The organism is Thiomicrospira sp. R3 (assembly GCF_029581415.1).
In the GTDB taxonomy this organism is placed as follows: Bacteria; Pseudomonadota; Gammaproteobacteria; order Thiomicrospirales; family Thiomicrospiraceae; genus Thiomicrospira.
In genome coordinates, this window is sequence record NZ_CP121121.1 from 998,039 (window position 1) to 1,011,558 (window position 13,520).

At 43.6% G+C, this 13,520-nt stretch carries 15 protein-coding genes; 5 read left to right on the forward strand and 10 right to left on the reverse strand.

Annotation, left to right across the window (positions count from 1 at the left end; translation table 11 throughout):
- Positions 1–23 precede the first annotated feature (23 nt).
- The gene (gene rpoZ / locus P8S55_RS05015; RefSeq protein ID WP_289225185.1) at positions 24–248 is read right to left on the reverse strand and encodes a DNA-directed RNA polymerase subunit omega; all 225 of its coding nucleotides are present in this window, start codon (positions 246–248) and stop codon (positions 24–26) included.
- A 134-nt stretch (positions 249–382) separates the two neighbouring features.
- On the opposite strand from rpoZ, the gene P8S55_RS05020 reads away from it, so the two are divergent.
- The 5 genes from P8S55_RS05020 (at position 383) to P8S55_RS05040 (ending at position 4,453) form a co-directional block, all read left to right on the forward strand.
- Positions 383–1,198: a mechanosensitive ion channel family protein gene (locus P8S55_RS05020; protein WP_289225186.1), complete on the forward strand. Its 816-nt coding sequence runs from the start codon at positions 383–385 to the stop codon at positions 1,196–1,198.
- An 86-nt stretch (positions 1,199–1,284) separates the two neighbouring features.
- Entirely contained in the window at positions 1,285–1,824 is a 540-nt protein-coding gene (locus P8S55_RS05025) for a gamma carbonic anhydrase family protein (protein ID WP_289225187.1), read from the forward strand.
- Positions 1,821–2,867, forward strand: a complete 1,047-nt coding sequence (gene mutY, locus P8S55_RS05030; protein ID WP_289225188.1) for an A/G-specific adenine glycosylase — start codon at positions 1,821–1,823, stop codon at positions 2,865–2,867. Before P8S55_RS05025 ends, mutY begins: the two co-directional genes overlap by 4 nt.
- Positions 2,868–2,890: 23 nt before the next feature.
- Complete coding sequence (locus tag P8S55_RS05035; protein ID WP_289225189.1) at positions 2,891–3,160, forward strand: oxidative damage protection protein; 270 nt, start codon at positions 2,891–2,893, stop codon at positions 3,158–3,160.
- A gap of 90 nt (positions 3,161–3,250) precedes the next feature.
- Positions 3,251–4,453, forward strand: coding sequence for an EAL and HDOD domain-containing protein (locus tag P8S55_RS05040; protein WP_289225190.1), 1,203 nt, complete (start codon positions 3,251–3,253; stop codon positions 4,451–4,453).
- A gap of 10 nt (positions 4,454–4,463) precedes the next feature.
- Here P8S55_RS05040 and P8S55_RS05045 read toward each other — a convergent pair whose 3' ends face one another.
- From P8S55_RS05045 to dauA, 9 genes are all read right to left on the reverse strand, one after another.
- On the reverse strand, positions 4,464–5,093 hold the full coding sequence (locus tag P8S55_RS05045; protein ID WP_289225191.1) for a hypothetical protein: 630 nt from the start codon (positions 5,091–5,093) through the stop codon (positions 4,464–4,466).
- On the reverse strand, positions 5,090–5,578 hold the full coding sequence (locus tag P8S55_RS05050) for a hypothetical protein (RefSeq protein WP_289225192.1): 489 nt from the start codon (positions 5,576–5,578) through the stop codon (positions 5,090–5,092). The genes P8S55_RS05045 and P8S55_RS05050 overlap by 4 nt, the downstream gene beginning before the upstream one ends.
- A 170-nt stretch (positions 5,579–5,748) precedes the next feature.
- Positions 5,749–6,096 (reverse strand): Hpt domain-containing protein, encoded by a 348-nt coding sequence (locus P8S55_RS05055; RefSeq protein ID WP_289225193.1) that lies wholly within the window; start codon positions 6,094–6,096, stop codon positions 5,749–5,751.
- Positions 6,093–8,174 (reverse strand): two-component system response regulator, encoded by a 2,082-nt coding sequence (locus tag P8S55_RS05060; protein WP_289225194.1) that lies wholly within the window; start codon positions 8,172–8,174, stop codon positions 6,093–6,095. Before P8S55_RS05060 ends, P8S55_RS05055 begins: the two co-directional genes overlap by 4 nt.
- Before the next feature lie 68 nt (positions 8,175–8,242).
- Positions 8,243–8,560 (reverse strand): alpha/beta hydrolase, encoded by a 318-nt coding sequence (locus P8S55_RS05065; protein ID WP_289225195.1) that lies wholly within the window; start codon positions 8,558–8,560, stop codon positions 8,243–8,245.
- A 59-nt stretch (positions 8,561–8,619) separates the two neighbouring features.
- On the reverse strand, positions 8,620–10,443 hold the full coding sequence (typA, locus tag P8S55_RS05070; protein WP_289225196.1) for a translational GTPase TypA: 1,824 nt from the start codon (positions 10,441–10,443) through the stop codon (positions 8,620–8,622).
- A gap of 250 nt (positions 10,444–10,693) precedes the next feature.
- Positions 10,694–11,137: a DUF6691 family protein gene (locus P8S55_RS05075; RefSeq protein ID WP_289225197.1), complete on the reverse strand. Its 444-nt coding sequence runs from the start codon at positions 11,135–11,137 to the stop codon at positions 10,694–10,696.
- Positions 11,138–11,140: 3 nt separating this feature from the next.
- Positions 11,141–11,731 carry a YeeE/YedE family protein gene (locus tag P8S55_RS05080; protein ID WP_353957028.1) on the reverse strand — a complete coding sequence of 197 codons (591 nt, stop codon included), beginning with the start codon at positions 11,729–11,731 and terminating at the stop codon, positions 11,141–11,143.
- 15 nt (positions 11,732–11,746) lie between these two features.
- Complete coding sequence (dauA, locus tag P8S55_RS05085) at positions 11,747–13,465, reverse strand: C4-dicarboxylic acid transporter DauA (RefSeq protein WP_289225198.1); 1,719 nt, start codon at positions 13,463–13,465, stop codon at positions 11,747–11,749.
- Positions 13,466–13,520: the final 55 nt, after the last annotated feature.

A 13,520-nucleotide genomic window follows, 5' to 3' on the forward strand; every position in this document is an offset into this window, starting at 1 on the left:
CGCTACCGCTTAGCAGATTAAGATTAGCGGAAAAAAGGCGGTGTGTCTGGATCAGCTAAGATAATTTCTGGGCTAATGGTTTGTTCAGCCAATTCGCGTAATGCAAGCACAGTGGGTTTATCGTTTTCCCAGGCTAGGGTAGGCTCTGAACCATTACCTAGTTGACGAGCGCGTTTCGACGCGACTAAAACAAGTTCAAAGCGATTTTCTACATGGGATAAACAGTCTTCTATGGTGACACGTGCCATGGGCAATTCCTCATTAATGTTAACTAAAACTTTTTTATCAATTATACTATTCTACAGGAATGCAAGGGCTTGTTACAGTTAAGGCTTGCATCAGAACATAATTAGTTTAAAAAATAGCCAAAGGAGCGCTTAAAGTGGATTTGGAAACTATTTTAAACCAATACATCATTCCATTCGGTATCAATATTTTAGTTGCAGTTGTTGCATTCTACATTGGTAATAAGCTGATTGGCTGGGCATTAAGCTTGCTTGACAAGGTGTTAACAAAATTTGAAGTTCAGCCGATTTTGATTGGCTTTTCTAAGTCGGTAGTGAAAGGTCTTTTGTACCTTCTACTTACCATTGGTATTTTAAGTTATATTGGCTTTGATACCACCTCCGTTGTGGCTATTTTGGCGGCGGCCAGTTTGGCCGTTGGTTTGGCGCTAAAAGATTCATTAAACAACTTCGCCTCGGGCGTGATGCTGATTTTGACCAAGCCTTTTAAAGTGGGTGATTTTGTTGAGGTGGCCGGTCAAATGGGCACAGTAGAAAATGTTCAGTTGTTTAGTACTACGATGCGAACAGGCGATAATCGACAGGTAACGATTCCTAATGGTCAAATTTATGTTTCTCCTTTGATTAATTACTCTGCCAAGCCGACGCGACGCATAGATCTTGTTTTCGGTATTAGTTATGACAGTGATTTAAGAAAAGCGAAACAAATTTTATTAGACCTAATCAAGCAGGAAAGTCGTGCTTTAACCGATCCAAAACCATTGGTTGTGGTGTCTGAGCTAGCCGATAGCAGTGTTAATTTTACTGTACGTATTTGGGTTGAATCGGCGGATTATTGGTCAGTAAGATTCGATTATATTGAAAAAGTTAAATTGACCTTTGATGATAATGAAGTTGTTATCCCATATCCACAGATGGATGTCCATGTGCAAGGTTTAGCAGCGCAAAACTAAGTGGTTGTGTATGTTTAACCGACAGCCTGGTCAGCTTATGCTTATCAGGCTTTTTTATTTAAACGAGATGAGCGGGTAAATAAACGATGGCTATTAGAAAATACAAAGGAATCCTACCGGAACTGAGTCAGACCTGCTGGGTGGATAGGTCGGCACAGGTGATAGGCCAATGCCAATTGGCTGAGGATGTCAGTGTTTGGCCCTGTGCGGTACTGCGTGGCGATGTGAATGACATAAAAGTTGGCCCGCGCTCAAATATTCAAGATGGTGTGGTGGTGCATGCTACCCATGAATCATCACGCTCTAAAGGCTCGAAAACGATTATAGGTGCGGATGTTACCGTAGGTCATAACGTTGTTTTGCATGGCTGTATTATTGATGATGAGTGTTTGATTGGCATGGGGTCGGTGATATTAGATAATGCACATATAAAAAAGCACGTATTAATAGGCGCGAATAGTTTGGTTCCAGCTGGAAAAACCCTTGAGAGTGGATTTTTATATTTAGGTTCGCCCGTAAAGCAAATGCGCCCGCTAACGGATGATGAAAAGGCATTTTTTACCTACTCATCGTCCCATTATGTTAAATTAAAAAATGAGTTTATGAGTGAGGAATCGTCAGTTTGACGACTAAGAACTTCGTTTTTTCGGCGGTCTTGCTTGATTGGTTTGATCAGCATGGACGTCATGGTTTGCCCTGGCATTATCCACGAAGTGCATATCAGGTTTGGGTCTCAGAGGTCATGTTACAACAAACCCAAGTGCAAACGGTGATCCCTTACTTTGAGCGTTTTATGCGTGCATTTCCTGATATACAAACCCTAGCGTCGTCGAAGCAGTCTGAGGTGTTGGCGCATTGGGCAGGGCTGGGATATTACGCAAGAGGGCGCAACCTACACCGTGCGGCACAAATCATTCAACAGCAATTTATGGGTCAGTTTCCGAAAGAGTTTGAACAGATTCAAGCGTTGCCAGGCATTGGGCGTTCAACGGCTGGCGCCATTTTAGCCCAAGCCTTTGAGCAGCCTTATGCTATTTTAGATGGTAATGTAAAGCGGGTTTTATCACGGTTTTATGCCATTGAGGGTTGGCCAGGGTGTAAGCCGGTAGAAACTAAACTTTGGCTAAAAGCGGAAGCTTTATTGCCTAATCACCGGCTTGCAGACTATACACAAGCCATGATGGATTTAGGCGCAACGCTATGCAAACGAACCAGGCCTGGTTGTGAGCGCTGTCCGTTGAGCTCTGGCTGTCAGGCTCACCTTTATTCACTTGTCGATAACCTACCCAGCCCTAAGCCTAAAAAAGCCCTACCTACTCAAGAGACTTGGCTGCTTATTCTGCAAGATGACTTAGGACGATTAGCGTTTGTTAAACGCCCCGAAAAGGGCATTTGGGGCGGCTTATATAGTTTGCCAGCCTTTGGTGATAAAAATCAGCTGCTGCTTGCTGGGGTCGAACCCAATTCTTTGTTAGAATGGCAAAGTATTGCCCATAGTTTTAGCCACTTTCATTTAACTATCAAGCCAATACAAGGCAAAAAACCCCTAGCGGTTAAAGAAGGCATAGACGCGTTTATCTGGATGTTGCCTTGGCAAGCCTTAGATCAAGGTTTGCCAGCACCCATAAAGAAAATAATTAAAAAAATAGCGCTACAATCGAATAACTAATCTATCACTGCGGAGAATCTAAAATGTCAAGAAAAGTACAATGTGCAAAAATTAAAGAAGAGTTAGAAGGTTTGGACTTTGTTCCCTTTCCTGGGGAGCTGGGGAAGAGGGTTTTTGACAATGTATCTAAAGAAGCATGGAAACAGTGGTTAGCCCAGCAAACAATCTTGATTAACGAATACCGTTTATCTAGCCTTGATCCAAAAGCACGCAGCTTTTTGCAAGAAGAAATGGAAAAGTTCTTGTTCGACGGTGAAGAAATCGACATGCCCGATGCATTTAAACCTGCCTAGCGTAAAACGGGGAGATTAACTGTCTTTTGAAGATCAACCCAAAGTAGCCCTAAGTAGCCCTAAGTAGCCCTAAGATAGGGTAGAGCGAGCATGACTAATTTAATTGATGTTTACGTTGGCCGTCAGCCCATTTTTGATATAGCGTTAAAAACCTTTGCGTACGAGTTATTATTTCGTGCCAATCATGAGGATAATCATGCCGTTATTATTGGTGGCGATAGTGCTTCAGCGCAGGTAATGATGCATGCTTTTGGCGATATTGGTATCAAGGACGTCGCCGGCAACCATAAGGTTTTCATTAACTTTACCGAAGGGTTGTTGCTGCGCGAATATCAACCGTTTTTTCCTAACAATAAGGTCATTATTGAAATTTTAGAAAACGTTACAGTCACGCCAAGTTTACTGGCTGCGGTTAAAAAATTGCGTGCTAGTGGTTATGTTATTGCTTTAGACGATTACGTGTTTAACGCTCAGCTGCAACCACTTGAGTCGTTAACGGATATTATTAAGGTTGACATACTGCGAGTCGGGCCACGCCAATTAATAGAGCATGTCAAACGTCTTAAAGGTCAAGGCGTTAAGTTGTTAGCCGAAAAAGTTGAAACGCAAGCGCATTTCGAATTCTGTAAAAAAATTGGTTTCGATTATTTTCAGGGCTATTTTTTTGCCAAACCAGTGATTATTAAAGGCCAGCGTCTGCCGACTAACAAGGTTAGTGTTTTAGAGCTTTTAGCGAGCGTATATGACCCTGATGTTGATATGCAAATGCTGAGTAATATTATTTCGCGTGATGTCTCATTGAGCCAAAAATTATTAAAATTTTTGGCTCAAAACCTTGAGGGTAACCATAAAATTACCTCCATTCATGATGCGGTCGTTCGTTTTGGCTTAAATCGACTTAAAAGCTGGGCGAGTATGCTAGTGCTTTCAGGTGTCGATGATAAGCCAGAAGAACTCTATCAAACTTCGTTAACCCGTGCTAAATATTGTGAATTAGTGGCCGACAAGCTCGGTCTTCGACCTAAAGAACGTTATTTTACGGTGGGTTTATTTTCGGCTTTTGATGCATTAATGGATCAACAATTGGGTGAGTTGCTTGCCAAACTTAATCTTGACGAGGTGATATATGAAGCATTAATGACTCGACAAAATACGGCAGGCATTATTTTACAGTCAGTAAAAGGGCTAGAGCTGGGTCAAACCGATTTTGTGCTACCTGGTGACTGTACGCCTGCCGATTTAAGTCAATGTTATCTGCAGGCGATGCAGTTTACTCAGTCTGTGGTGGCTTGAGTTAACTAGGTTATTGAGTAGGTGCCTGGGTATAGCGTAAAATATCGTTGCCTTTTTCAATTAGTATTAACTCGAGTCCTTTGTCATCAAAAAACAGGCTTTTTGTTAAATCCTCGTTCTCTACGACTCGGCTAGGTTGTCCAAACCGCCTCTCTATGGCCACTTCAGTGAGACGACGACGGGGTACTAATGTAAGCTCACCAATAGGGTAATTGAAGAGTTCGAGCGTGTCTTCATTGTTAAGTTGGACTTCACGCGCACCCTGTTTTGAAATGGTTGTGCGGGCGCCGCGGTCATAATAGCGGTTTAATTGATCATCGGTCATGGACAGTTTAATCACCAAAGACCCGTGAATAGAGCCAATATAAGCGGAGTGAATATAGGCTTCTGCTGAACGTTCACCGTCAGACATCTGAAAGAGTTTTATCTCAATATCTCGGCCATAAAGCTCAGTCAACTCTTTTAGGTTGGATTCGTTGAGCACTATGCCTAAAGCATGTAGGCGCCCTTGGTCGTCATAACTTGCATTCCACGGCAAATGAGCCTGGTTAAAAGTTTCTTCTTTGGGGGCAAGAGTCATAAGGCCAATGAATAAAGCGACAGCGATCAAAATCACCCAATAAAGTGGACGCATTTTCATGTGTTTTTATCTTCTGTATGAGGGTTTTCTGTATTCGGTTTTTGAGCCGTAGGGCGGTCATCATACTCACCCAGCTCAAGGTTGGCGTTTTCAGTGCGCGGCAGGTATTTTGCAATATTTTTATCTACGATGCCTCTGCTACAGTCATAAACGGAAATACCGGTTTGCAAAAATGTAATCAGCACGGTAAAAAACACGATGGCACCACCGAAAAACATAGTGATAATCTGAAATATTGGCGTTGAACTCCCATCGTCTGCAAAGTTGTTCATGCTAAGTCCGCCTGGCATAACCCATTGAGTGAGGTTGTAGATAGCAACGAGGGTGAGGCCAACAATGTAACTGCCGATAAGGATTCGGCCTCGGCGCCATGCAAGTACCCAATGAGCTGCTACAAACCAGGTATCCTGTTTGATTTTTTGCTGACCTCGGTAATAGATATAGGCCAAGACACACATTGATATTAACGGGATTAAGATAAACATGACCGGGTTGCCGGTTGTTTTTAAAATCGTTAAGGACAAAAAAAGATGGGTTAAAAATATATTTAAATTATAAATATGATGAGGGTTTTTAGCTCGTTGAGCTTCATCTTCGGTAACTTGGTATTGCATAAGGTTTTCTCGATTTAATATAGTGTAGGGTTAGTTAGTGTTTAAAGCTCAGTGTTTATGTAGTCGTTAACGGCCGATGCTAGGTTAGCATAGCTGGTTTGAATCTGGCTAAATATCGCCTCGGCCCCTTTAAGTTCGCCAGCTTGCCCCATGTTTTCAAGTTCATAGCAAAGAGCGGGTAGCTCAATAGCACCGACATTGGCTGCGCTGCCTTTAAGTGTGTGTGCATGGTGGCGCACTTCAGGCGCATTCTGTTGATTGATCGCCTGAGCCAACTGACCGATCAGCTGAGGTGTAATCTCATTAAAGCTTTTTAAAATCGCCTTAAGGTCATCACCTATTACGTCTTTTAACATATTGAGATTATCATAATCGAGAATCTGACTCATTGAGCGGCTCCTATAGGTTTTTTAAATTGGCGCAAATAGGCCATAAAGTCTTGGGCGGACATGGGTTTACCAAACCTAAAGCCCTGAAGTATATTGCAATTTTTTTCTTGGAGAAATTGAACCTGTGTGTCATCCTCAATCCCTTCGGCAATCACCTCCAAGTCGAGTGCGTTAGCCATCGCAATAATTGTGCGGGCAATGGATTGGCCTTCCTTGCTTGTTAGATTTAGAATAAACGATCGATCAATTTTAATCGTATCTATAGGAAATTTATGTAAATAAGCAAGAGATGAGTAACCCGTACCAAAGTCATCGATGGATATGGACACGCCCATCGCTTTTAAACTGCGCAAAACGCTAATGTTATGCTCGGCATTACTCATCGCAAAGCTTTCAGTAATTTCTAAATCAAGATACTTAGGATCTATTTTAGTGCTGCTGAGCAGGGTTTCAACATCTAATAGTAAATTGGTAAGGTTAAACTGGCGTGCGGACAGGTTAACCCCTACACGCATATCGGTGAAGCCATCAGCATGCCAGGCTTCCAATTGACGAATTGACTCCTCCATAACATAGCGTCCAATTTCAACAATTAAACCGGTGCTTTCTGCAAGGGGAATAAAGATTACAGGTGAAACCATGCCAATTTCTGGGTGCATCCAACGAACCAAGGCTTCTGCGCCAACTGGCAATAAGGTCTGTGCATCGACCTGAGGTTGAAAGAAAACTTTAATTTGGTTTTGCTTAAGCGCTTTGCGCAAATCATTTTCAAGTAACAGTTGTTGCTTGGCTTCAGCATTCATTTCAGCGCGGTAGAATAAGGCTTGATTACCGCCTGTTTGTTTGGCCTGTCCACGTGCGATATTGGCTTTTTGTAATATTGTTTCAGCATCGCTGGCATCATCAGGGAAAATAGCGATCCCCATGCTATAGGTTAAAAATAGCTCCTGATCTTTAATCATAAAGGACTGTTTGAGATCCTGGTAAATGCGATGAACCAACTGGTTAAGTTCGTTGGTGTTTTTGTAGGTGCGAATTAAAATTGCAAACTCATCACTGCCAAGGCGAGCAATAAAGTCGCCCTCACGGGTGATGAGACGGATTCTAAGTGCTAAAGCAGCAAGCAGTTCGTCACCATGGTTCTGACCTAAATTATCATTGATAATTTTAAAGCGATCTATATCAAAAATAACAACCGCACTTAAACATGAAACACATTGCTGACAATGTTTAACCAATTCTTCAGTGAAGAAGGTGCGATTTGCCAGTTCTGTTAAGTTGTCATGGCGAGTTTGGTAGTCAATCAGCGATTCGGCACGATGAAGGCGGGTAATATCCTGGACAGACCCCACAACTCGTTGCATCACATCTTGTTCATCATAATAAACCTCACCTAGACATTCTATGTGGCTAATAAGGTTGTTGGTGGCTTGAACGCGAAAGTTAATTTCAATGTGAGATTGACCGCGAGCGGCTTCGCTAAAGGTTTGATGTAACAGTAACAAATCTTGGGGTACAACATTGGAGAGAAATCGCTCCATGTTAATATTGGTTTGGTGGGGTAGGTTAAAAAGTTGAAATGCCGAAGGGGAGCCAGACACATTGTCATGAACCGCATCCCACTCCCAATAGCCGAGTTTGGCTAATTTTTGAGCATAAGCAAGCTGGGCTTTGCTACGTCGTAAATCGTCTTCAATTTGACTAGTACGAATGGCATAACGAACACGCTGGCTAAGTAATGACCAGTTAATCGGTTTGGTAATAAAGTCAGTAGCGCCTACTTCAAAAGCATGATCAACAGATTCAAGGTCGTCAAGTGAGGTAAGCATTAGGATCGGGACAGCACGATCCTTTTCATAGTTACGGATGGCGGTAATCGTTTCATAACCATCCATCTCAGGCATCATCGCATCCATCAGCACAAGTTGTGGGCTGTGTTTGATAAATTTGTTTAAGCCGATCCGACCATTTTCAGCGAGAATAACAGAAAATCCTGACTTCTCAAGAACCTTGCTTAACGTAATTCGGGTTATAGGGTCATCTTCAACAACAAGAATGTGAGTAGGCTGCTGATCCATAAAGTGTTCGCTTTGGTTATATAACGCTATTCTAACGACTTAAGGCTAAAAATTAAACAACTTAAGTGCTATGACCAGGCCTGGTGACCAAAAAGGCGAGTAGCATGAATCAATGCGCTGGTTATTTCAGCTTCAAAAGCAGAGTGACCGTTCTGCGGACAAACAATCAACTCAGCATGAGGCATCGCTTTGTGCAGAGCAAAAGCTTGGTTAATTGGGCAGGCCATATCGTAACGGCCATGCACCCTAATACAGGGTATATCAACAAGCTTATTGGCCTGTTGAATAATCAGATTTTCTGCGATAAACGCTTTTTGGATAAAGTAGTGGCACTCAATCCGAGCCATCGCCTGTGCATGGTGCGGATTGAGTGCCATTACCCACATCAAGAAAGCCAGAATGGTAAGGCTCTATCGGTGGGTAGAGTGATAGCATATAACTAACCTTAGGATTTGGGTGCGCGGCTGTTACGCTTACGTTCGTTTTCAGTCAAATGCTTTTTACGAATACGAACAGAAAGTGGCGTTACTTCGACCAGCTCGTCATCATCAATAAACTCAAGCGCTTGCTCTAAGGTAAAGCGCACTGGCGGCGTAAGCACAATAGCTTCATCCGTACCTGATGCACGCATGTTAGTTAACTGTTTGCCCTTCAGGGGGTTAACCGTCAAATCGTTCTCACGACTATGCAAGCCAATGACTTGACCCTCGTAAACTTCGTCACCGTGACCGATGAATAAGCGTCCACGCTCCTGGAGGTTGAAAAGCGCAAAACCAAGTGCCTTGCCTGTGCTCATTGCAATCAAAACACCACGCGTACGCTCGCCTACGCTGCCTACAAATTTCGGACCGTAGTGAGAGAAGCTACTAAATATAAGACCATTACCCTGTGTAGCAGTAAGGAATTCACTGCGATACCCAATTAAACCACGTGAAGGAATCGTGAAATCAATACGTACACGACCCTGGCCATCAGGAATCATGTCCGACATAATAGCCTTGCGCATACCGAGTTGCTCCATTACTGTACCTTGGCTATCTTCAGGCACATCAACGGTGAGTGTTTCATAAGGTTCGCAGACTTCGCCATCAATTTCACGGAAGATTACTTCAGGGCGAGACACGCCTAGTTCGAAGCCTTCACGACGCATATTTTCGATCAATACTGATAAATGCAGTTCACCACGACCAGAAACGCGGAACTTATTGGCGTCTTCAGTATCTTCAACGCGCAAAGCCACGTTAGTCAGAAGCTCTTTATCTAAACGTTCACGAATTTGACGTGAAGTCAGTAATTTACCCTCTTGGCCAACAAACGGAGAATTATTAACCTGGAAAGTCATGCTGACGGTCGGTTGGTCAATCGTTAGAGCAGGCATGGCTTCAGGGTGGTTTGGATCACACAGGGTGTCTGAGATATTCAATGGATCAAGGCCACTAAAAGCGACGATGTCACCAGCATGTGCCTCAGAAATATTGACGCGTTCTAAGCCTTTAAAACCAAACAATTCAGCAATCTTCGTATTACGTTTGTTGCCATTTGTATCAACAACCGCAATCGACATTCCTGATTGAACTGCACCACGCTTAATGCGTCCAGTACCGATAACACCCTTGTAGGTGTCGTAGGCTAAAGAGATACATTGCAATTGGAAAGGGCCACCTAGATCAACATTCGGTGCAGGAACTTTATCAACGATGGTTTGGAAGATAGGAGTCATATCACCAGAACGTACATCCGCATCATAACCCGCGTAGCCATTAAAACCGGAAGCAAACAAAATTGGGAAATCCATTTGTTCATCGGTTGCACCTAAACGATCAAACAAGTCAAAGGTTTGATCGACTACCCAGTCAGGGCGTGCTGCATCACGGTCAACCTTGTTGACAACGACGATCGGCTTTAAGCCTTGTTGAAGTGCCTTTTGCGTTACAAAGCGAGTTTGAGGCATCGGACCTTCAACGGCATCAACTAAAAGTATAACAGAGTCAACCATCGACAAAATACGTTCTACTTCACCACCAAAGTCAGCATGGCCGGGTGTGTCAACGATATTAATGCGATAACCATTCCAGTCTACGGCGGTGTTTTTCGACAATATTGTAATACCGCGCTCTCTTTCCTGGTCGCTAGAGTCCATTACGCGTTCGCCTTGATCTTTACGGTCATCAAGGGTGCCAGAGTGGCGAAGAAGTTTGTCAACTAGAGTAGTTTTACCGTGGTCAACGTGAGCAATTATAGCGATATTACGAATATGATCGGTGGTCATGAAGAAAAAGCCTGTTAGAAACGTTCAAAAGGTTGGATTATACTGGAAAAACAAACCCACTTGAGAAAAACATTATGAAAAATCAATTAAATAACAAAGAGGTACTTCAGTGGGTTGCTAAGAACCTAGAGGTTGAAAGCTCAATCAGGATAACCAGGCCTGGTGACAAGCAGAATGCTAACGTAATTGTGTAGACAACAGCCTGCGGCTTGCTTATTAACGAAACCGCAGAACGCCAAGGGGCGAAACATTAGCTTTTAGGGTGTTCGTGTAACATATAGGTTTGCAATACACCATAAGCCATAGTGCCAAGCAATAAACCAACAAAAGTAAACATCGCCCCCACTTTACCTTCTGCGATCATTGCAGGAATGGTTCCTGGGCAGGCAGCGGTCATGCCCCAGCCGATGCCAAAAAGCAATGCGCCCAGAATAAGACCCTGTTGATAAGGTTTTTTTACAAAGTCCACCGGTGTTTTGGTTACAACCGCACGGACTTGAAAATGCTTTAGCGTGAGCACCCCCAGCATGGCTACCACAATCGCTGTTGCAATAACTTCCATCAGCTGAAAATCTTGAAACAAAAACATCTTAGCATGAAAGTCATAGGTGGTTGCACCGGCTCGGCTCATTAAAAAGCCAAACAAGGCCCCCATGCCTAAGGCAATGATATTTACTTTTTTTGTCATGGTCATAATTTAGAGCCCGAATAATAAATGAGTGGTAATCAATGCGCTGCCAAAAAACACCGCGCCTGCTAACAGGCTGGCTGGGTTAAGCATCGCGCCCCCCACCAGGGCGTGCCCCGTAGTACAAGCTCCCGCAAGCCGTGCACCAAAGCCAAGTAGTATGCCACCAAAAATTAACCATATAGCCTTAGCGGAGTAGGTTTGTGGCAATACCGCTTCGTACATTCCCATGTCAAAACTAAAGTGCCAGCTATCGATTGAGGTTAGGGCGGAAATCAACCCCCCCAGCGGAATGCCAATCAAAAACCAAAGTTTTGAGTTATTAAGATCGGTGTACTCACCCATACGAAAAAACTTAACGCGTTTGCACACCAAGCCACACAGATTGCCATAACCCGTCGAACAACCAGCGGGCTTACCTAGCACCCAGAAATGAAGTACCACAAATAATCCAATCGCAATACCTGCTAGCCACCCTGACCAAACCGTAATTTCCATTATCGAAACCCTTCTTAATTTTTTTGTATTTTGCCTGAGATTAAATGGGAAAAAAAGCTTGCGCTTTTTACTGGCACATAAAATGGACTTATCACCTTTCAGAAACCCTCAAAACCCCTAGCCATTGGATGACTGGCTGAGGGCCTTAAGACTGGCCGCTTGAGCTTCTTCTAAACTGGCAAACAGCAAGAAGTGTGAACCAAATTTATCTAGCCCATAGCGTGCTAATGTGCGAAGCGGTTGAAATTGCAACTCACTGACATAAATCTTAACCCCGTGAAGTTGTGCGCGGGTTATAAAACGTCGCAATGCAGATAAACCACCGGAATCAAGAATAGTGACCGCATCCATCTGAATAATAACGCCTTTATGATGCGCCAATTCATCACTCAGTTCAGCGAAGATGCGATCAGCCGCAGCAAAAAACAGCGGGCCCTGGATGCGATACATGACCCAACCTTCAGATAACTCAATGGATTTATAGCGCTTATGTTCGCTAATATTTTGCAGCTTAGTCATTTCAGCAATTTCTTTGATAAATAGCACAGAAGCCAATACCATCCCCGCAATCACCGCATAAACAATATCAACCAGGAGTATTAAACTAAAACAGGCTAAATAAACCAGTTGATCACCACGATCAGAACTACGAATAAGTGCAATAGCCCGTGGAAACGCACTCATATTCCAAGCGACGACTATTAAAAGTGCTGACATAGCCGCAAGTGGAATGTGGGCGAGTAAACCGGCTAAAAAGTAAATAGCAAACAGAACAACCAGCGAATGAACCATGGCCGCAACAGGTGAGGCGGCACCCGCGCGCAGATTAGTGACCGAGCGGGCAATCGCCCCGCTGGATGAAAAGCCACCAAACAGAGCTGAAAAAATATTGCCAACCCCTTGGCCTTGAAGTTCGCTATTGGGCGAATGGCGGGTGTTAGCTTGATTATCAAGCACCGCAGCACAAAATAATGATTCCATCGCAATCAATAAAGCGAGTGTTAAAGCGATGGGTAGCAGAAATTTAACCATCTCCCAAATAGCGCTGCGCTCCATGAATGTGAGTTGTTGGAACACTTCAACGCCTTGAAAGATGGGTAAGTGGTGAGGGATTTCACCAAACAAATCACCAATCGTTATAATCTGAGCGCCTTGCTGGTTCCAATAAAACGCAATGAGTGCAGCAATCACAAGGCTGGGTAAATGGCCTGGGAAGCGAATGCCAATTTTTCGCCAAGCGATCATAAAGGCTAATGTGCCCAAGCCAATAAGGCTGGAAGGCCAATGGATTTGGGTCAATAATGCTTGAAGCATTATGCCCATGCGATCAATAAAGTGGCTAGGCAGGTTTTCCAGTGCAAGACCAAAAAAGAAGTTGATTTGCAAAAGGATAATGATCGTTGCAATACCCGTTGTAAAGCCGAGGGTAATGGTTTCAGGAATATATTCTATCCAGCGACCAAACCGATAATGCGCCATAAAAACCAGCAGCAAACCGGTCAAGAAAGATACCAACGCAATACCCGGCAAACCGTAGGCCTCGTTGACGGGAATCAGCAGAATAACGAGCGATGCAGTCGGTCCTGCTACACTAAAACGCGAACCCCCTAATAGCGCCGTTACAAAGCCGGCAACGATAGCGGTATAAAGTCCATAAATTGGCGAAATGCCAACCCCTATCGCTAGCGCCATAGACACAGGAATCGCCAAAATACCCACCGTCAAACCCGCAATCACATCCTTGCCAAGGTGTTGTGGGGTATAGCCCTCTTTTTGGATAAAGTCACGCAGACCATAACCGAGTTTAATATTTGTAAGATGATGACGTGGTGGCATGTCGCTGTTATTTTAAGTGTGAAATGTGTGAAAGGGTTTCGTTAGGTTTTTAATA